Source organism: Paenibacillus anseongensis (assembly GCF_009757995.1).
Classification (GTDB): domain Bacteria; phylum Bacillota; class Bacilli; order Paenibacillales; family NBRC-103111; genus Paenibacillus_E; species Paenibacillus_E chondroitinus.
This window is the reverse complement of sequence record NZ_WSEM01000008.1, coordinates 269,779-290,525: the sequence shown is the minus strand read 5'-3', so window position 1 is coordinate 290,525 and position 20,747 is coordinate 269,779. Positions and strand designations below refer to the sequence as shown.

At 45.8% G+C, this 20,747-nt stretch carries 20 protein-coding genes; all 20 read left to right on the top strand.

Annotated features, from left to right (window positions below; genetic code table 11):
- The first annotated feature begins 14 nt into the window (after nt 1–14).
- The 20 genes from GON05_RS09055 to GON05_RS08960 all read left to right on the top strand — a co-directional run bounded on the left by GON05_RS09055 (nt 15) and on the right by GON05_RS08960 (nt 20,726).
- A complete protein-coding gene (locus GON05_RS09055) occupies nt 15–1,394 on the top strand; it encodes an LLM class flavin-dependent oxidoreductase (RefSeq protein ID WP_157318852.1) in 1,380 nt (459 codons plus the stop codon).
- Nucleotides 1,395–1,407: 13 nt separating this feature from the next.
- Complete coding sequence (locus tag GON05_RS39025) at nt 1,408–3,642, top strand: SfnB family sulfur acquisition oxidoreductase (RefSeq protein ID WP_220138836.1); 2,235 nt, start codon at nt 1,408–1,410, stop codon at nt 3,640–3,642.
- Between the two features lie 32 nt (nt 3,643–3,674).
- Nucleotides 3,675–5,060, top strand: coding sequence for an LLM class flavin-dependent oxidoreductase (locus GON05_RS09045; protein ID WP_157318851.1), 1,386 nt, complete (start codon nt 3,675–3,677; stop codon nt 5,058–5,060).
- Between the two features lie 24 nt (nt 5,061–5,084).
- Nucleotides 5,085–6,062: an aldo/keto reductase gene (locus GON05_RS09040; RefSeq protein WP_157318850.1), complete on the top strand. Its 978-nt coding sequence runs from the start codon at nt 5,085–5,087 to the stop codon at nt 6,060–6,062.
- A 152-nt stretch (nt 6,063–6,214) separates the two neighbouring features.
- Nucleotides 6,215–6,508 (top strand): DUF2325 domain-containing protein, encoded by a 294-nt coding sequence (locus GON05_RS09035; RefSeq protein WP_127454868.1) that lies wholly within the window; start codon nt 6,215–6,217, stop codon nt 6,506–6,508.
- A 105-nt stretch (nt 6,509–6,613) separates the two neighbouring features.
- Nucleotides 6,614–6,799, top strand: a complete 186-nt coding sequence (locus GON05_RS09030; RefSeq protein ID WP_157318849.1) for a hypothetical protein — start codon at nt 6,614–6,616, stop codon at nt 6,797–6,799.
- A 201-nt stretch (nt 6,800–7,000) separates the two neighbouring features.
- Nucleotides 7,001–7,912, top strand: coding sequence for an ArsR/SmtB family transcription factor (locus GON05_RS09025; RefSeq protein ID WP_181646232.1), 912 nt, complete (start codon nt 7,001–7,003; stop codon nt 7,910–7,912).
- A 197-nt stretch (nt 7,913–8,109) separates the two neighbouring features.
- Nucleotides 8,110–9,846, top strand: a complete 1,737-nt coding sequence (locus GON05_RS09020; protein WP_157318848.1) for an ABC transporter substrate-binding protein — start codon at nt 8,110–8,112, stop codon at nt 9,844–9,846.
- Complete coding sequence (locus GON05_RS09015) at nt 9,843–10,796, top strand: ABC transporter permease (protein ID WP_127454860.1); 954 nt, start codon at nt 9,843–9,845, stop codon at nt 10,794–10,796. Before GON05_RS09020 ends, GON05_RS09015 begins: the two co-directional genes overlap by 4 nt.
- Nucleotides 10,797–10,811: 15 nt before the next feature.
- Nucleotides 10,812–11,684 carry an oligopeptide ABC transporter permease gene (opp4C, locus tag GON05_RS09010; RefSeq protein ID WP_127454858.1) on the top strand — a complete coding sequence of 291 codons (873 nt, stop codon included), beginning with the start codon at nt 10,812–10,814 and terminating at the stop codon, nt 11,682–11,684.
- 14 nt (nt 11,685–11,698) lie between these two features.
- Nucleotides 11,699–12,682, top strand: a complete 984-nt coding sequence (locus tag GON05_RS09005) for an ABC transporter ATP-binding protein (protein ID WP_157318847.1) — start codon at nt 11,699–11,701, stop codon at nt 12,680–12,682.
- Nucleotides 12,675–13,640, top strand: a complete 966-nt coding sequence (locus tag GON05_RS09000) for an ABC transporter ATP-binding protein (RefSeq protein WP_157318846.1) — start codon at nt 12,675–12,677, stop codon at nt 13,638–13,640. Before GON05_RS09005 ends, GON05_RS09000 begins: the two co-directional genes overlap by 8 nt.
- A gap of 36 nt (nt 13,641–13,676) precedes the next feature.
- Nucleotides 13,677–14,129, top strand: a complete 453-nt coding sequence (locus GON05_RS08995; protein WP_157318845.1) for a hypothetical protein — start codon at nt 13,677–13,679, stop codon at nt 14,127–14,129.
- A gap of 185 nt (nt 14,130–14,314) precedes the next feature.
- Entirely contained in the window at nt 14,315–14,872 is a 558-nt protein-coding gene (locus tag GON05_RS08990; protein ID WP_246069118.1) for a helix-turn-helix domain-containing protein, read from the top strand.
- A gap of 313 nt (nt 14,873–15,185) precedes the next feature.
- On the top strand, nt 15,186–16,166 hold the full coding sequence (locus GON05_RS08985; RefSeq protein WP_157318844.1) for a Gfo/Idh/MocA family protein: 981 nt from the start codon (nt 15,186–15,188) through the stop codon (nt 16,164–16,166).
- Nucleotides 16,163–17,125, top strand: coding sequence for an ABC transporter permease (locus GON05_RS08980; protein ID WP_157318843.1), 963 nt, complete (start codon nt 16,163–16,165; stop codon nt 17,123–17,125). The genes GON05_RS08985 and GON05_RS08980 overlap by 4 nt, the downstream gene beginning before the upstream one ends.
- The gene (locus GON05_RS08975) at nt 17,125–18,006 is read left to right on the top strand and encodes a carbohydrate ABC transporter permease (RefSeq protein WP_157318842.1); all 882 of its coding nucleotides are present in this window, start codon (nt 17,125–17,127) and stop codon (nt 18,004–18,006) included. The genes GON05_RS08980 and GON05_RS08975 overlap by 1 nt, the downstream gene beginning before the upstream one ends.
- Before the next feature lie 35 nt (nt 18,007–18,041).
- Nucleotides 18,042–19,556, top strand: coding sequence for an extracellular solute-binding protein (locus GON05_RS08970; RefSeq protein ID WP_246238937.1), 1,515 nt, complete (start codon nt 18,042–18,044; stop codon nt 19,554–19,556).
- A 23-nt stretch (nt 19,557–19,579) separates the two neighbouring features.
- Nucleotides 19,580–19,942 carry a cupin domain-containing protein gene (locus tag GON05_RS08965; RefSeq protein WP_127454844.1) on the top strand — a complete coding sequence of 121 codons (363 nt, stop codon included), beginning with the start codon at nt 19,580–19,582 and terminating at the stop codon, nt 19,940–19,942.
- A gap of 22 nt (nt 19,943–19,964) precedes the next feature.
- Nucleotides 19,965–20,726 (top strand): sulfite exporter TauE/SafE family protein, encoded by a 762-nt coding sequence (locus tag GON05_RS08960; RefSeq protein ID WP_157318841.1) that lies wholly within the window; start codon nt 19,965–19,967, stop codon nt 20,724–20,726.
- Nucleotides 20,727–20,747 lie beyond the last annotated feature (21 nt).

The window sequence follows — 20,747 nt, the reverse complement described above, 5'->3', positions numbered from 1 at the left end:
AGGGGGAAATCAACATGCCCAAAAAAATCCACCTCAATGCCTTTGAAATGAACTGCGTCGGCCATATCGCACACGGCTTATGGCGGCATCCCGACAGCAACCGGCACCGCTACACAGATATCCGTTATTGGACGGAGTTGGCGCAATTGCTGGAACGTGGGAAGTTTGACGCTTTATTTTTAGCTGACGTTGTCGGGGTATATGATGTTTACAAGCAAGGACCAGAGACGGCAATTCGTGAAGCTGTGCAAATTCCCTGCAACGATCCCTTTCTTGTTGTGCCGCCTATGGCGCTTGTTACCAAACATCTGGCCTTCGCTGTCACCTTTTCCACGACATACGAGAAGCCCTTCAGCCATGCGAGGCGGATGTCGACACTCGATCACTTAACGAAGGGCAGAATTGCTTGGAACGTGGTGACCTCATACTTGCCGAGCGCTGCGCGTAACTTCGGGATGGATCAAATGATCAAACACGATGACCGCTATGAAATTGCTGAAGAATATTTAGACGTTTCCTATAAGCTTTGGGAAAGCAGTTGGGAAGACGATGCCGTTATTCGCGATGTCGAAAATGGCGTATACACGGACCCGAATAAAGTGCATCACATACATCATGAGGGGAAATATTTCAAAATTCCCGGACCGCACTTAAGCGAACCTTCCATACAGCGGACGCCGGTTATTTATCAAGCCGGCAGTTCCGCACGCGGACGCGCATTTGCAGCGAAGCATGCGGAAGCCGTCTTTCTTGGCGGTGGGAACGTTCAAACGCTGAAACGATATGCAGCGGATATTCGCGCACAGGCCGTCGCCTTCGGTCGTGATCCGGATCATATCAAACTGATGACCGGTTTGCTGGCTATTGTAGGACGAACGCAAGAGGAAGCGTGGAGTAAGTTTGAGAGCTTCCAAAAACTGTACAATTTGGAAGGCGTATTGGCTCATTATGGGGGAGGAAGCGGCTATGATTTGTCCGCTTACGAACCGGGAGACGTGCTAGCCTACACGGAAACGGACCATGGGCAGACAGCAGCAGCACAATTTACGAAGGACAGCCCGCGTCCGAAGACAGTGCGGGAAGTCATGGAAACCTTAGGGACGCTTGGTGGACGGGGATTATTCGTCGTTGGGACGCCGGAAGAGGTAGCCGACAAAATGCAATTTTGGATAGAGGAGACGGGGATCGACGGATTTAATGTCACGCAGATTATCTCCCCAGATACATTGCGCGATTTTGTGGAGCTCGTGATTCCTGAACTGCAGCGTAGAGGTTTGTTTCGGGAAGAGTATGAGGAATCGACGCTAAGAGAACGTTTGTTTGGTGCTGGCGTAAACAGATTGCCTGAAGATCATCCCGGCGCCGCCTACCGTAAGCAGCCTACTTTGACCTGATAGGAGGATAAGTATGTCAATAAAAATAGATGCTCTACCGTTGCCAGCGACGGACATTCCGAATGCCATTGATCTCGCCTATGAATTGGGAGAACTGCCATTCGATTTGCGGCGAAGAGGCATTCCGGTCTTGCGGGATGCTGGATCCGGGAGGCTACGAATTAAGGCGGGGACAGCTGATGAATTGGAGCTCCGAATGGAGCCGGCGTCGGTTGTTCTTCAGCGGTTAGCCTTGAAAGAGGAGCTGCACATTATCGGGCTTCAGCAGCAGGATCGGCGAAGTGGCATTCTCGTGCATTCGGATTCACCGTTACGAACAGCTGCCGATTTAAAGGGTGCGAAGCTTGGGATCGCTGCGAGGATCAACCCGGATGACAGCCTTCGAAAACTTAATGCGGCAAAGCTCGTGGACGCTGCACTGCATAAAGCGGAAATTGCGGCAGCACGTCCGAAATGGATTGAACTTCAAAGCGAACAGGCTGCGGACGGAATCCATCCTGGGAGGAGGGAGCTACGCGCTCTGCTGAGCAATGAAGTTGATGCCGTGTATGCCGACTGGGCACTCTCCGAAGAGTCCCGACGGCTTCTAGGCCTTCGTGAAATGGAAGGCTTCAGCTTTCATACTCCCGTACTGACAGTACTGACTGTCTCGGCGGGGGCGATTCTGATTCAAGAGCATTCCGTTGAGGTTGAACGTTTGCTCGCCCATATATCCCTAGCTTCCGATTGGGCTATCAATCATCCCACGGAAGCGCATCGGCTTGCAGCTAAACAGCTGGGAATATCCGAGAATGCCATACCTTTCATTTTTTCTGATCACCTGCATAAGCAATTAGGAGTTAACGTTTCGGACGATAAATGGAGCAGACTTGTTAATCTCAAGAATGAGATGCAAGATCACGGATGTCTGCAAGGCGATTTTCCTCTGGAAGAATCGCTTGATCGGGCTATCCTTCAAAACGTGCAATTGCTGGTTGATAGCGGGGAACTCGAGCATCCCCAAAGGGAGTCGCTCTCGCAATATGCTGAGCGCGATCTGCCGCTTTCTTTTTTCAATGAGCGCCCAAGGGCTCATCGGCTCCAGGGCGACGAGGAAGCGCTGGCGGCAGCGCGATTGTTTGCAGAGGAAATTCGCCCCGGCGCTTCGGACCGGGACCGCGGGCGAAAGCTTCCTTTGCACGAGATAAGGCGTTTGGCAGAATTAGGCTTGCTTGGGCTTGTTGTGCCGAAGGAATACGGAGGTCCGGATGTATCCACTCAAACGCTTGTGGACATCTTTAAGATCATTTCGCACGCTGACGGGTCCATTGGGCAAATTCCACAAAATCACCATTTTTTCGTAAAAACGATAGAGTTAATTGGTAATAAGGAACAGAAAAGCTTCTTTTTCCAGGAAGTATTAAATGGCGCCCAGTTTGGTAACGGTTTAGCGGAACGCAGCAGCAGCAAAGGGGCAAGAAAGATCACGACAATAGTTCGTAAACTGGATGGCGAGGAAGGCTTCGTACTAAACGGAAGTAAATATTATACGACGGGTGCACTCTATTCGCACTGGATTCCGGTTACGGCACTGAACGAAGATGAACAAAGAATGACCGCTTTTGTCCCGAGACACGCGCCTGGGGTAACGGTGCTCGACGACTGGTCCGGTATCGGCCAGCGGACGACAGCGAGCGGCAGCGTTGTGCTCAGAAACGTGAAAGTACCGGAGAGCTGCTTGCTGCCTCATTTTCAAATATTTGAAGGTCCTCAATACTTTTCTGCGTTCGGGCAAATCATGCACGCCGCCATTGATATCGGTATTGCGCGAGCAGCCTTGGAGGACGCAGCTGCGTTCGTACGCGATTACACGCGCCCGGCTTTCGGCAGCGGCGTAACGCGAGCGAACGAGGAACCCGATCTGATTCGCCGCTTCGGCGAGCTAGGCATTCGTTTGCAAGCGGCGGAAGCTTTGCTGGATCGGGCAGCCGATGCGATTGACCACGCGCGCAAGGAGCTGAATGCGGAAACCGCCGGCAAGGCCGCATTGACGGTTGATTCGGCCAAATGGCTCGTTACGGAAACAGCGATCGAGATCACGAATGCGCTTTTTGAGGTTGCAGGTACTTCCTCGATGGATCGCAAGCATAATTACGACCGCCACTGGCGGAATGTTCGCATTCATACTCTGCACGATCCGGCTCGGTTGAAGCTGCATCATGTCGGCAAGTGGTTTCTCAACGGGGTTTATCATGAATACAAGATGTAATGGTAATAATGGAAGGAGGGAAACACGGGACTATGGCCAAGCGAATCATCATGAACGCATTTGATATGAACAGTGCGATGCACAATTCACACGGTTTATGGAAACATCCAGATAATGAAAGGCATCACTATACGGATTTGGAATACTGGGCAGAGATGGCCAGGCTGCTTGAACGCGGCAAATTTGATGCGCTGTTTCTTGCGGATGTCGTCGGTATCTATGACGTCTATAAGGCGAGCGCGGATCCGGCTATTAGAGATGCCGTTCAAGTGCCGCTAAACGATCCAGCACTCATCGTTCCTGCGATGGCGAGTGTCACGGAGAATCTGAGTTTCGCCGTTACGGTGACGACTACTTATGAACATCCGTATGCGCATGCCAGGCGGTTCACTACACTCGATCATCTGACTAACGGGCGAATCGCGTGGAATGTTGTGACCTCCTATTTGCCCAACGCGGCTTTGAATCATGGTCTGGATAAAATGATCAAGCACGACGACCGGTACGAGGTTGCGGATGAATTTTTGGAAGTTGCCTATAAGCTTTGGGAAGGCAGTTGGGAAGACGAAGCCGTGGTGCGTGACATTGCCCGTGGGGTATACGCAGAGCCGGCGAAGGTTCACCGCATTGATCATGAAGGCCGGTTTTTTCGTGTGCCTGGACCGCATTTAAGCGAACCTTCCTTGCAGCGTACGCCTGTTCTGTACCAGGCGGGGAGCTCGGAAAGAGGTCGGGCGTTTGCCGCTAAGCATGCGGAATGCGTCTTTGTCGGCGGCAACTCGAAGGAATCGCTTAAAGCCAACATTCAAGATATCAGAAACAAAGCGGAGCAATTAGGCAGGGATCCGCAAAGTATCAAAATGTTTACGGGTTTGAACGTCATCGTTGGAGAGACGCAGGAGGAAGCCGAAGCTAAGCTGCGGGAATACGCCGGCATGTGGAGTCGGGAGGCGGCGCTTGCACAATTCGGCGGCTCGAGCGGATATGATTTATCAGCCTATGATCCTGATTCTTATCTGGAGTACCGGGCAACCGACCATGGCCAGAGCCGGGCGGCTCAGTATACTAAACAAGTCCAGAATCGCCTCACCGTGAAGGAAGTCATGGAACGTATCGGGACACTTGACAAGGGACAGGGCCGCTTGCTCGTGGGTACATCAGAGCAAATCGCCGACTACATGCAGGAACAAGTAGAGGAGACCGGTCTGGACGGGTTTAATCTTGCGCATCTGATTACTCCGGGGAGTCTGCGTGAGTTTGTTGATCAGGTCGTACCAGAACTGCAGCGTCGTGGCGTATATCAGCTAGACTACGAAGCGGGAACGTTGAGGGAGAAGCTGTTTGGATCGGGGAAACGCCTGCTCCCGGCTAGCCATCCTGCGGCGCAGTACAGGAGAAACTTTGAATATACGAGATAAAGCCAAGGAGGGCAAGAAGATCACATGAAGTACAAGACAGTTGGAAAAACGGGTATACAAGTTTCGGAGCTCTGCTTCGGAACGATGTCTTTTGGCGGCAACGCCGACAAAGAAACATCCAAACAATTATTTTATCGCTGTTTGGACAAAGGCATTAATTTCTTTGATACCGCCGACGTTTACAGCAGCGGAGCGGCTGAAGAAATATTAGGGGAACTGATTGTGGATAAACGAGACGAACTGGTCCTTACGTCTAAGGCTGGTTTCCCGTTTGGCTCTGATCCTAACGCACGCGGAGCCTCGCGCAGGCATTTGTTTTTATCCATAGAGCAAAGCTTGAAACGGCTTCGAACAGATCGCATTGAATTTTATTTCATTCATCGCTTTGATTCCCTGACCTCCATTGAGGAAACTGTACGTGCTCTGGATGACTTGCGGAAGCAAGGGAAAATCTTGTATCCCGCCGTCAGCAACTGGGCTGCTTGGCAAATTGCCAAGGCGCTTGGCATTTCCGCCAAAGAAGGCTTGGCAAGTTTTGAGCTGATTCAGCCGATGTATAATCTCGTGAAACGACAAGCAGAAGTCGAGATCCTGCCGCTGGCAGAATCCGAGAAACTTGGCGTCATCAGTTATAGCCCGCTTGGCGGGGGACTGTTGACAGGCAAGTATGGACATGGCAAGAAGCCCGCAACCGGCAGGCTGGTGGATCAGGGCAACTATACGAAGCGTTATGGTGACGAGGCCTACTACGATATTGCAGATAGATTCGCAGCTCATTCGCGTGAGAAGGGGATTCATCCAGCTACATTAGCGGTTGCTTGGGTGCTTAGCAACCCGGCGATTACGTCGCCGATTATTGGTGCGCGCAGTGTGGAACAGTTAGAGCCCTCACTAGCTGCGGTGGATCTGGATTTCACGAATGAATGGCGTAAAGAAGTTACGGCATTGTCGATTGATCCTCCGATCGCAACCGATCGCAGCGAAGAGGCTTCTATCAATTAGTTTAAAGTCCTGACTTCTTAAGGAGTCAGGCTTTCTCTTTTTAAAAATAATTCCGAGTAAACCTATTGACATTATTGTATAATCGGTTAGGATATTTATAACAGTTGGTTGAATCGTGAAACGAAGATTCGAATTGAATGGAGGAGTCGAACATGAAGACGGTTGCGATTATTGGCGGAAGTCAAACGAATACGTTCAAAAAAATGGGTGAGAAGCGAGGTCTGATTGTTGAGCACCATACGGGTAAAACGGGTGGAGGCTCCGTTGAGAATCATTTCAAACGAATCATTCATCAGGCGGATGTTATTATTATTTTAAAAGGCGCAATCAAACATACTTCGATGTGGGCGGTGAGAGAGCTCGCAGAAAAAATGGGCAAAAAGATTGATTACCATGATGGTTTTGGTGCAACTGGAGCGATCGAGAAAGCTTTACAGTTAAGTTGAGTTAGTAATTCTTAGTCTATCTATATACCTGATTCTGACCGGAAAACCGGAAGCATGGATGCTGAATCCATGCTTTTTTTCATTCAAACGAAGGGTGGAATAACAATGGGAATATTACTGGATTCCGTTAAGTTTCTCAAAAAGCAAAAATCCGACTTGAAGACAAAACCAGTGCTTGTATACCATGTTGAGGCGTTATTTGATGAGGATCATGGACCGTCGATTCAATCTATTATCAATTCTGAATTTTGGTATGTGATTGATTCAAAAGAATCCAATTTGAAGGAATGAATATCTACCGAAATCCCTATTTTTTGAAAAAGTAACAGATACTATCAAGGCTACAAAGAAAAAGGTGCATTTTCTCCTGTTCGCTTGGAGAGTAAGTACCTTTTTTGCATCTAAACGCTAGAAAGATGTTAAGTTTTGTTTTCAACTATTCGAACTTGTAGCTATAATAGAATTTAAAATAGAAAATAGGGGTGTACGACGGTGGATTACAAAATAGATACAACATTTGAACCATTACACGAGCTCATCAACAGTCTACATACCTATATTTGTCGTAAATCATATAAGAAGATTGATTTAACATCAGCTTGGGCAAAGGAAACTCGCAAGCGCTTAACGCCCGAATTCGCCTCGCTGTTGGATCAAACGGAGGTCGATTCGAATTGGAAATTGACGTATCTTCTTGTTTACTTATGCCCGGAAAAACAGCACGTCAATCAATTTCTTTCTTGGCTGGAGGGATTGAGCGCTGGTGACTTATATGAGTTGATGTCAGAGTATAGCAGTCAATTTCCGGACAATATGGCTGCTTTTAAATCTAGGACGCTATCCCTTTTTTCAGAGTGGAATGAGCTATATTTTCAGCATATTGACCCCGTAATCATACAGAGGCTTCAAAATGAAGCTGAAAATCGTAAAGCCTTACAGCCAACAATGGATTCTAATGCTTTTGTCGATGAAACAACGAATGGGTTATGCTTTAAGCCAATGAAAGGGTTGGAAAAATTACTGTTAATTCCCCAATACCATTTTCAGCCTATTAATGTCGTTTCTTCGTTTCGCCAATTAACGATCTGCAATTATGCGGCAAGAATCTATTTCAATGACGAGGAGGATTTACCCCCTCATGAATATCGAATTATTCGAAGCTTGGCGGAGATGAGCCGTTTGAAAATTTTAAGATATTTGCATCAGGGGCCGCGAAGTTTTATTGAAATTGTCCGTCATCTTCAATTATCCAAAGGCATTACGCACGATCACATCTCGAAGCTGCGAAGTGCAGGGCTCATTTACGCACATTTCGAAGGCGAGACATTAACGGAGTACAGTTTAAGAGAGGGTGCTCTGCTGCACTTACAGAACAAACTAACTTCTTATATCAAAAACCAGTAGTAGGTATAGAAAACATAAAGAAATCATTTTCACTTCGGCTTTCGAAGAGGAAATGATTTTTTTTAGCTAATTGCGTTTCTTTTTTATGAGAAATATTTGTTGGTTCTCTCTTTACAGAACTGCATTTCGTTTCTATAATATGAGTATTAACTTATTCATATCGTTTTAGTCGGAATTAATCTAAGGAGGGTTTTATTATGAAAAAAAGCTTTATTGTTTTATCTACCTTAATAACCGTAGGTTCACTTCTTTTATCTGCTTGCTCGAACAATCAAGAGACTACGACGCCAACTCAGGGCGGCAGCACACCTGCAGCGACAGGCGCGAGCCAAACCGCCACACCGGCAAGTTCGCTGGCTGAGGTCAAAGCATCGGATTTGTCCAAATTGCCTAGCAGCGCCAAACAGCGTACGGATACGATTATCGTCGGCCTGACAGATCCAAGCGGTGCATTTACGCCATATTTCCATCAAAGCGGATATGACGGGAATGTTTCATCTTTGCTATACACGCCACTAGTTACAGTTGACAACAAAGGTGTTCCTACGCCTGGACTAGCGGAAAAATGGGATGTTTCCCCCGATAACTTGACTTACACGTTTCATCTTCGCAAAGACTTGAAATTCAGCGACGGTACTTCGCTAACCGCAGATGATGTTGCATTTACTTGGACCATTCTGCACGATAAAGCCTATGATGGTGATATGCAAGTTGATGTCTTGCACGTGAAAGGCGGCAAAGAATATAAAGAAGGGAAAGCCAATAACATAGAGGGAATTAAAGTTATTGATCCCCAAACGATCTCTGTGACTTTAGAACAACCGAATGCCACAGCGCTTTTGACGCTCGGCTCCGATGTCCTATCTAAGGCTTACTATGGCAAGGATTATCACTTCGGTCAGCTGGATTATATTAAGAAGCTTCACGAAAAGCCAGTAGGCAATGGTCCGTACAAGCTAGAGAAATTCATGCCAGGGCAGGAAGTGCGCTTCGTGGCGAACGAGAATTATTATGGCGGCAAGCCGAAAACGGAACATTTTATTTATAAAACATCGCAAGGCGACGCTTGGCAGTTCCTTGAAACCGGTGAAGTGGACTACGCTTCTTTCAGCGCAACAAAGGAAAACGTGGATAAGCTGAAAAAAATGGGCTTTGTCAACATTATTCCTTATACTCCAAGCACATATGGCTACATCCAAGTGAATTTGGAGCATGATCAGCTCAAGGACAAAAAGGTCAGACAAGCGTTTGCCTACGGGATCGATCGCCAAAGTATTTATGTCGATGCCAATCAGGGCGCAGGCCAAATTGCCAATATCCCATCATCGCCGATTTCATGGTCCTACACAGAAGAGGGGATTAACCCATATAAATTCGATATTGAAAAAGCGAAGCAATTGCTCGACGAAGCGGGCTGGAAGCCTGGTGCAGACGGAATTCGCGAGAAGGACGGCAAACAATTGTCCATTCATTTCCTCGGTTCCAAAAGTGCGCAGACTGACAACTTTATTGCTGTAACGACGGAATCCTTTAAAGCGCTTGGCGTCAAGTTCCAGCCGGAGGTATTTGCCGATTTCAACGCACTTGTTTCCAAAGTAGAAGGCGGGGATTACGATATGGTTAGTTTCTCTACTTCGTTGATTACCGATCCATCCGACGGTTTACAACCATTCGTAGATGGAGAAATTAAAGGTTATAATAATCCAAAATTCAAAGAATTATACGATAAAGGCTTGGCCACTATTGATATCGAAGAGCGTAAGAAAGTGTACAAAGAAATTTATCAACTGATGAATGACGAGTTGCCGGTCATCTTCACGAACTACAAGAAAACTGTCTATGGCTATAACGGAAGAATCGAGAATCTGTCTGTAAGTCCATTTAATGGACTTTCCACGAGCTTACCGAACTGGTCATTGAGTAAACAACCATGAGCACTTATTTAACGAAGAGATTTGTTTACATGCTCGTCATTCTGATCGCTGCATCCTTTCTGATTTTTAGCTTGTATGCCCTGACCCCGGGGGATTTCATAAGCGGTAATATCAAATTATCGCCAGAACGGAAAGCCGAGCTGCGGGAAATTTATGGATTGAACAAGCCTCTGCTGGAGCGTTACGGCTTATGGATGAAGAATGCATTCCATGGCGACTTTGGATTCTCACTGGCACAGCAGAAGCCGGTTCTCAAACTTTTCAATGATTATATATGGAATTCATTCTTGTTAGCTATCGTCTCTACATTCCTGACATGGTTTATTGCAGTCATTATCGGTGTTGTTGCCGCTTATAAACAGTACTCCTGGTTTGATACGCTGGTGATGATTGCGATCTTTGCAGCTATGTCGATTCCATCGTTTTTTATCGGGCTGTATTTAATTAAAATATTGGCAGTAGATCTAAAATGGCTGCCGCCTGGAGGCATGTTAACGACGGGGAGCAATGCGACCGGTTTTGCTTACCTCACAGAAGTCCTTCATCATATGCTATTGCCGGTAATTGTCTTGACGCTGCTAGGTCTAGGTTCACTGACCCGTTATTTCCGCAGCAATATGATAGAAGTCATTAAGCAAGACTATATCCGAACGGCACGGGCAAAAGGATTGAAAGAAGGGAAAGTCCTGTTTACTCATGCACTTCGCAACGCGCTGCTTCCGGCTATCACACTCGTCGGCTTTGAATTGCCGGCTTTGTTCGGTGGCTCGCTAATTACGGAAAAAATATTCAACTGGCCGGGTATTGGACAGCTTTATATTCAATCCTTTTCGTTGCGAGACTATCCGCTTCTTATGGGCTTCACGATGTTCATCGCTGTTCTCACCGTCATCGGGACACTGATATCGGATATTCTATACCACATCGCCGATCCGCGAGTCCGGTTGTAGAGGAGGAGCATCGTTATGCCCACATCATTATGGAAACAGTCTTTCAAGCGTTTATTAAGAAATAAATTAGCTGTCTTCGGATTAATTGTAGTTGTGATTATGTTCTTGGCTTGTTTTGCAGGGCCTCTATTCTCTCCTTATACGAATGGCAAGATTAATATGGCGATGATGAATAAAGCCCCGAGCATGAAGCATTGGCTTGGAACCGACGGGCTAGGTCGTGATGTTTTGACTCGAGTGCTGCAAGCTGGACGCATTTCGTTAACGGTGGGACTAGCGTCTATGGTCCTATCCGTAGCAATCGGTACGCTGCTTGGAACGATAGCGGGTTACTACAGAGGGATAGCAGATCAAATCATTATGCGCATTTCCGATTTGCTGTTAACCATTCCCCATTTACCCTTGTTATTTATTTTTGGAGCGCTGCTTTCGGAGTGGAAGGTGCCTACGGGCAGCCGCATGTATATTGTTATGCTAATGCTTAGCATTGTCGGCTGGCCGAGCCTTGCCCGCATGATTCGTGGGCAAATGCTCAGTCTTCGGGAAAGGGAATTCATGCAGGCGACGGTCGTTCTTGGTTTGCGTGATCGCCGCAAATTGTTTCATCATCTGCTGCCTAATTTAATTCCACTGCTCATCGTTATCGCAACGCTGAACATCGGTGGAGCGATACTAAGCGAATCGGTGCTTAGTTTCTTCGGACTTGGGGTCATGCCGCCAACGCCAACCTGGGGCAATATGATTGACGCAGCGAACAACTTGATCGATTTTCAAGAGCGGCCATGGTTATGGATTCCGCCAGGTTTCTCGATTTTTATAACAGTTATAGCAATTAACATATTCGGTGACGGTTTGCGTGATGTGCTGGATCCGAAACAGAAAAGGTAGGTGACTGACATCCGATGAGAGATCTGCTTGAGATTGAACACCTACGCACTTATTTTCAGACAGAAGGTGGTGTCGTCAAAGCGGTTGACGATGTGAGCCTGCATGTAAGGCAAGGAGAAACCGTTTGTATTGTCGGAGAATCCGGAAGTGGGAAAAGCATTACCGCGCTGTCGGTCATGGGGTTAATAGAAGGACCGGCGGGCAAGGTAACGGGCGGTAGGATCAGTTTCCAAGGCGAGGATATGCTGAGTTTTAACAAAAGTCAGCTTCGCGCGATCCGAGGCAAAGAAATCGCCATGATTTTTCAAGAACCAATGACCTCACTTAATCCGGTGTTGACCATTGGTCAACAACTAATGGAGCCTCTTATTGAACATCTGAAGCTAAGCAAGAAGCAAGCTAAACAGAGAACGATAGAGCTGATCGACAAGGTCGGCATCTCTCGGGCTGAGCAGATATTCGGCAGCTATCCGCACGAGCTAAGCGGCGGGATGCTGCAGCGTATCATGATTGCGATTGCTATTTCCTGCGGTCCCAAATTGCTTATCGCCGATGAGCCAACAACTGCGCTTGATGTAACCATCCAAGCGCAAATCCTGGACTTGCTCAGGCTTTTCAAAGAAGACACGCATATGTCTATTTTACTCATTACGCATGATCTGGGTGTTGTTGCGGAGATGGCGGATTACGTCGTTGTTATGTATGCTGGCAAAGTCGTGGAAGAAGGCGAGGTTGTCGAGCTGTTTCAAAATCCGCAGCATCCGTACACACGAGGGCTTTTAAAGTCGAAGCCAATTATTAATCAACGGCAGGACGAACTGTACTCCATTCCCGGTCAGGTGCCTAATCCGCTGGAGCTGAGAGAGTCGTGTTATTTTCACGACAGGTGTGAGCATTGCATGGACATCTGCCGGACCCAATCTCCTCCTTTAAAAGAAGTGGCAAAAGGGCAAAAAGCCGCCTGCTGGTTGTATGAGGAGGCGATGAACGTTGGCTGAGCCATTGTTAAGCGTACATGATTTGAAAAAATACTTTCCAATCAAATCTGGATTATTGAACCGAACTGTCGGACATGTGAAAGCAGTTGATGGCATCAGTTTAAATATTCAAGCGGGAGAAACGTTCGGTCTAGTCGGTGAGTCAGGCAGTGGGAAAAGCACGGTTGGACGTACCATTCTTCGTCTGACAGAGAAGACGGCTGGGGAAGTGAGGTTCAAGGGTATTGATCTGTATAAGCTGCCAAGCGAAGAACTGCGGCAACTGCGCCCCAAGATGCAACTGATCTTTCAAGACCCGTACAGCTCATTGAATCCTCGTGTCAGGGTTGGCGATGCAATTGGAGAAGCACTGCTTGATCATGGTCTCGTTCCGAAGGAAGAGATTAGGGATCACGTGCTCGAAGTGCTGGAATCCTGCGGTCTATCGAGCTACCATGTGGATCGCTTTCCGCATGAGTTCTCCGGAGGGCAGCGTCAGCGGATCGGCATTGCTCGTGCGCTTGTGCTGAAACCAGAGCTGATCATAGCCGATGAACCCGTTTCAGCCTTAGACGTATCGATTCAAGCACAGATCATTAATTTGTTTCGCAAGCTGCAGGAGGAACGGGAGTTATCTTATCTATTCATTTCTCATGATTTAAGTGTAGTCGAGCATCTTTGCAACCGAATCGGCGTTATGTATCTTGGCTCCATGGTGGAGACAGCTTCACGCGACGAATTGTTCCGTAATCCGCTGCATCCTTATACCAAAGCGTTGCTGTCCGCTGTTCCCATCCCGATTCCTAAACTGAAGCGGGAGAGAATCCTATTAAAGGGTGATATTCCAAACCCGGCGAATCCGCCCTCAGGTTGCAAATTCCATACAAGATGCCCTTTTGCAACTGCTGTTTGTAAGGAACAAGTGCCTGCTTTCAGAGACGTGGGGGGAAAGCATTTTGTTGCTTGCCATCTCGTTTAAATGATCTAATTCCAGCATGAGAAATGAGGGGGATACATGTCGGTCGTTAAACTTCCGCAACCTTATGCGCTGCGACTGGAAATGATACGCGCAAAGGGCTATTCGAAAACGGAAATAACAGAGATTGTAGTTAGGTATAAGGAAGCGGAGCTGAAGGAATTAGTCCGTTCAGACGTCGATTGGAAAGGATTCGTGACTTACCGAGACGAGCATTTGGAAACCTTACTATCGGCAATTAACGATGGATACCAATTCAGCTTTATAACGTTCGGCGGTATCAAAAACTTACTTGCCATCAAATTTAATAAATTAGAAGGTGCAGACTACGATATTGTAGAGTCTTCCTTTCTAAATTTGAACCTTAGCCCTGAGCAATTCCACCTGTTTAGATTTCTTGTACCGAACCATTGGAAAATGAGTTCTACTCCATTTGTCAGTGAAACTGGTGAGGAAATAGATAGGGTTCACATTGAGCTTCAGCATCGTTGAAAAAGGCGAGGAAGATGTATCCTTGCTTAATCCATATAAACCGGTAACTTGCCTACGAGCAGGTTACCGGTTTTTTAGTTCGCATAGCTGAACTGGAGAATGGAGAAAGACCCTAGGCTTGACTCAGTAGACAAGTTTCGTTAGAATAAACTTAGTTGAATGACATGAAAATAGGGGACAACCATATGATGGATTTAGGGAATAAAATCAAAAAGCTCAGGACCGAACAAAACCGAAACTTGATGGATATTGCCAATGTTTGCGGGTTCTCCAAAAGTTTATTATCCAAAATAGAGAACGGGAAAACCATCCCGCCCATCTCAACGTTAGTGAAAATTGCTGATGCGTTAGGTACTAAAGTGTCCATTCTACTGGACGACCAGGAGCAAGCGGGAACGATTTATACGAAAAAGGAAACATGCGAAGCAAGAATGACCAAAACGGATAAAGGGTATTCATTTTTTACTTTTGCTGTTGAACGCGGAGAAAAGCTGATGCAGCCTTTTCTGTTCATATCCCGGAAGGAAGATAATGATAGCAAAAATGAATACAGCCACAATGGTGAAGAGTTTATATACATTTTGGAAGGCGAAATGAAGTACAAAGTGGGCAGTGTGGAGTATACATTGAAGCCGGGGGATAGTCTTTACTTCGATTCTATTGAGAAACATTCCTTAATGGCAATTACAGACGAAGTGAAATATGTGGCTGTGTTTACGCAATCGAAGGTAAGCGATACTTAGACATTTTCTGAATGTCAGTTTGATGAGAAGCCAGGTTTTCCTATAAAACAAGAGATAACGGACTATGTATTCTACCTTAGAGTATGTGGTCTTTTTTTCTGCCCTAAATTTTAAAATTTTGAAAAGAAAGCGATTGCATTAATTGGCAGGGTGAGGTATACTGAGCTTATTCAACTAAGTTGAATATAATACAATTTAGGTGACTTAAAGTAAAATCATTTAACTTACAGGCAGCGTTGTTTCTTCACATGAAGTGGTTAGAAGGGTTAGTCATGGATTGCTGTTCAAAACCAAATCAGGAGGCTGGAACGTAATGAAAAAGTACAAAGTTGGTATTGTTGGTGCTGGTGGAGTAACTGAATTGCATTTCGTGGGGTATAAAGATCATCCGGAACGAATCGAGGTAACGGCACTTTGTGATCCGAATCCCGAGGCGTTACATGCCAAAGCTGATAAATATGGTGTTGCTCAGCGATTTACGGAGTTGAACGATTTTATCCAGAATAGTGGTGTTGATGCTGTTGTCGTGTGTACACCTACTTCTATCCGCAAAGAAATCCTATTCCCGATTATTGAAGCAGGAATTCCAATCTTCTGTGAAAAACCTTTTTCAGATACATTGGCTGAAGCAAAAGAGATTACAGAAAAGGCGAAGCAGCATGGCGTACCCATCTCGATTAACCAAAATTTCCGGCGCCATTTTCCTTTTGAACTGGTAAAGGGGATTGTTGCCGAGGATCGGATTGGGAAAGTAACGTCCATCTTGTTTACAAATCTCATGTTTAGACAGGATGCAGGTTGGAGGTTAGAAGAAAGCCGCCACGCATTATCGGTTATGGGAATTCACTGGTTTGACGGATTCCGGTTAATTCTTGGCTCTGAAGCCAAGTCCGTTGTTGCTCAGAACCGTTCTTCTTCTGCAATCCAATGTGTCGGGGAAACCGATGGCACTGTGCAAGTTGTGTTCGAGAACGACGCGGTCGTGACTTACATTCAAAGTTTCTCTAGTGCCATAGGCAGAACGGAAATGATCGTTATTGGTGAAAAAGGGACGATCATTGCCGTTGACGGAAAAATTCATTTGTATCGCCCGCGTGAAAAAACACCTGAGCAAACATGGGAAAACAATGTTTCCAGAGAAACGGCCACTTTCGAAGGGATAAACCATTTGTTTACCTCCATTGAAACAGGCGTGGAAGCACCGAACAGTTCTCAAGATAATTTGAAAACGGTTTCCCTTCTCGATGCTGCCTATGTATCCGCTGAAGAGCAGCGCATTGTGCATTTAATATGACCACACAGTCCTCATCTTTGAAAACTTCCGTTAGTGTGGATACTCCCAAAAAATCCAGGCCTTTTATTTTAGATATTAAACGAGATCGATACCTTTATTTGTTGGTTTTACCGGGTGTACTTTTCTTTCTTATTTTCAAATATCTTCCCATGTGGGGCATCCTTATTGCTTTTCAGGATTACTCGCCTTATGCGGGAGTTTGGAAGAGCGAGTGGGTAGGATTGGAGCATTTTATACGTTTTTTCTCCAATCCTGATTTCTATCTTCTTTTTCGCAATACAATGGTCATTAGTTTATTAAATCTGTTATTTTTCTTTCCGCTTCCTATTGTGCTGTCCTTGCTGTTGAACGAGGTGAACAATCAATTTTTCAAAAGAATCATTCAATCGATTGTCTACCTCCCACATTTCCTGTCATGGGTCATTATTGTAGGAATCTCATTCCTGCTCCTGTCTCAATCGAACGGCATCATAAACCTGATGATCGAATCCTTGGGCTTTCACAAATATGATTTTCTGACAAATACAGATACATTCTGGGGAATGCTCGTTGCACAAAATATTTGGAAAGAAACCGGCTGGGGAACCATTATCATTTTGGCGGCGATTACAGGTGTAGACACGCAGCTATACGAAGCTGCCAAAATAGATGGTGCCAACAGATGGCTGCAAGCCTGGCATGTAACACTCCCGGGAATCCGAAGCGTCATCCTGGTTCTGCTCATCTTGAGACTCGGACATATTATGGACGTAGGCTTCGAGCAAGTCTTCCTGATGAATAATGGCGCTGTCGCCAAGTATGCGGATGTTTTTGAGACGTATGTATACCGCAATGGCATCCAGAGTGGGCAATTCAGTTACAGCACGGCCGTTGGTTTGTTCAAATCAGTGGTAGGTCTTGTGCTCGTTGTCTTGGCCAACAAGATGGCCAAACGGATTGGTGAGGAAGGTGTCTATTAATGAAAGTAAGTCTCGCAGGACGGCTGTTTAACGGCTTTAATACGATCTTGCTAGTTGTCATTGGACTCGTCACATTGTTCCCGCTGTATTATGTTTTCGTCATTTCTTTCACCGAACCTCACGAATACTTGATGAAAAATGGTTTTGTTTTGTTTCCCCAGCACTGGTCGCTGGTATCTTACAAATATTTGTTGAATACCGATGCATTTAAAATCGCGATGTTGAACAGCACCTTTCTTGCCACTGTCGGAACCGGTTTAAGTTTAATCTTTTCAGCAGCAATGGCGTTCGGGATGTCTCGGAAAAGGCTAAGAGGCAGAAAAATCATGATGATGATGGTTTTATTGACGATCTTGTTCAATCCGGGCATTATACCGAACTATATTGTGGTCCGTGATTTTGGCTTAATCAACAGCATTTGGTCACTTATTATTCCGGTGTTGGTTAGCGGATGGAATGTCATTCTGATGAAAAGCTTTTTTGACAGCATTCCGGTAGAGCTGGAGGATGCGGCCATGATTGATGGCTGCACGGACCTGGGTACATTTTTCCGTGTTGTGCTTCCCCTATCGGCTCCAGCTTTAGCTGCTTTCGGTTTGTTCTACGCAGTGGCGTACTGGAACACGTTCTTCAATGCTATTTTGTATATCAATGATTTTGCAAAAGTGCCTTTACAAGTTGTACTGAGGAACATGTTAATTGAATCGGATACAACGACAGGCGGAGCAGCAGCGGTTGAAATGATGTCCGAGAATCAACTGCCGACCCAGACGCTTAAGATGGCGGCGGTGGTTATTGCGACGGTTCCTATTTTGGCGGTGTATCCGTTCCTACAGAAGCATTTCGCCAAAGGCGTCATGCTCGGTTCAGTCAAAGGCTAACCCAAGTTTATATTTATTAAGGGGGTTTAGGCGGCATGAAGATGGTTCAAAAAAAGAGTGTGTTTATCGCTATGCTATCACTTTTAGCGGTAGTGACTACAGCGTGTACCGGCAATAGTTCAGAGGTTTCAGCACCGAAACCGGGTGAAACCGGTAAGGAGTCGGCACCTGTAGCTCTCAATATTTTCGCAAATTTCTCGATTACTCAGCCTCCGGGGCCGGATAATCCGGTTATAAAAGAATTCGAAAAAAAGACGAATACGAAGCTTAATATTACATGGGTTTCAGATCCTGTATTTGATGACAAGTTAAACGTACTGTTGGCCTCAGGAGACCTTCCGGACGCGATCCGTCTTCCAGATTCGACCGTTCCCCAGTTTCAGACGATGGTTAAGCAAGGTGCATTTTGGGATTTAACCCCTTATCTCAAGGATTACAAGAACTTGATGGATTCTCCAAAAGCGATTTGGGACAATACGAAAATTGGCGGCAAAAATTATGTCGTGCCCATTGTGCGCCCGCTGGAGGGTGGAACTACCTTTTACATTCGCCGGGATTGGCTGGATAAGCTTGGATTGAAGATGCCAACAACCTTAGATGAGTTATACAACGTCATGAAGGTTTTTAAAGAGAAGGATCCTGATGGCACGAATAACCCGGTTGGCTACACGATGCGCACACACGATCAAATTGAATTTATTTATGCTGGAGCCAGCAGTAAGTGGAAACCTGTGAATGGAAACCTGATTGATATTACATTAGAGCCTGAGATGAGAGAAGCGCTGCTTTATAAGAAAAAGCTGTATGACGAAAAGCTGATTCCAGCGGATTTCGCCGTAATGAAAAGTAATGACATTACAGATCTAGCGACAAGCGGAAAGTCAGGCATAACGACGGAAACAATCGAGGCCATGTGGCGCTGGCAATTCGATCAATGGAAGCGGAATCCAAAGGTAAATTGGGAACCGATCGTATCGTTGGAAGCGAATAAAGGACCTTTCCAACAGCAAAATAGCGGCTTCATAGGCGTTTATGCGATTCCCAAAAGTGTTCCGGAAGCGAAGATGCGTAAAATTTTATCGCTGCTCGATTTCGGCGCTTCCGAAGAAGGCCACATTTTATCCAATTATGGCATTGAAGGTACCCATTATAAAAAAGAAGATGGATTTTATGTCACCAATGACCAAGCGGTTAAAGATAGCCTGGGGCCTGGAGCAATGGGCAAGCTGTTTATGAAGCATGACCCTTATATGTATGCCTACGCACCTGGCATGCCGAAAGAAATATTTGAAAGAAACAAAAAAATTATTGATGCCAAAGCAAAAATCAGCACACCAAGAGTCGATATCGGGTTGTACTCGGAAACGAATATTAAATACGGAGCCGATTATACCAAGAAGATTAACGATATCAAAACACAGGTTGTCATGGGCAAGGTAAGTATAGAGGAATGGGATAAATTCGTTGCAGGTCTAAAAACAGATGCCAACTATCAGAAGATTATCCAGGAAATGAACGCATCCTACAAAGAGCGTCTGGCAGCTAAGTAAACCAACAAAAGGAGAATGAGCAAATGGCGACTATAACAGATTTGAGAAAACAGGATGAATCACGTGTATTGAACCAAAGTTGGGGAAAAATTCAATGGCTTTGCGGCCAGGATATTGATCCAGCCAGTGAAATGACCTTCGGCATGGTCTATATTCATGCGGGGGATTCCAATCCAAGACACGTACACCCTAATTGTGAAGAAGTCATTTTCATTCTTTCCGGTGAGTGTGATCATACACTTGGCGACGAGACCTTCCATCTGGAGCCTGGCATGATGCTGCGCATCCCACGGAATGTCCCTCATAATGCAACAACCACAAGTTGGGAGCCATGCCGTATGATTATCGCTTACTCGGCTCCTGACCGCCAAACAGTAGGAGAATAATTCCTTTTAACGGAGTATATCTATGTTTGAACTGAGCTATCTGCAAATCGTAATCCTTATTTTCGCCGGTATATTTGTTGGATTTGCGAAAACCGGTATCTCGACTATGGGCATCTTCAATGCGATGTTAGTGACCATTATTTTTCCGGCAAAAATGTCTGTAGGCATCTTGCTGCCGATGCTAATTATTGGTGATATCATAGCGGTTGCGTATTACCGTAAAAAAGTGATAAAAAATCATCTGATCAGCCTGATGCCTTGGGCACTTATCGGAGTTATAGGTGGTTATCTCGTACTGCTAAAGGTCGATAACAATCAATTGAAGCTTCTCTTGGGTGCGCTTATATGCGGACTGATCCTTCTTCAAGTCCTTAGGGATTTCATGGGAGCAAGATTTGATTCCAAGTTTCCATCTTCCATGTGGTTTATTGCATCGATGGGTATCCTTGCTGGTTTTGCAACGACAATTGGCAATGTTTCCGGCGCGATCATTGCCATTTACCTCTTTGCCAAGCAAGTACCCAAACAAGAATTTATAGGCACGGGCGCATGGTTCTTTTTACTCGTGAACCTCGTGAAAGTACCCTTTTTCATCCATCTGGGAATGATAACGTCTGATTCTCTCCTTATTGGTATTTGGACCCTTCCCTTAATAGCAATTGGAGCTTATGCAGGTATTAAGCTGTTGCCATTAATTCCTCAGGTATACTTTCAGCGGCTTGTTCTTTTACTTGGTGCTTTTGGAGCAGTGAAGTTGCTGGTTGAAGGCATCGTGATCAATTGAATCGATGAGATCTAGCTAGAA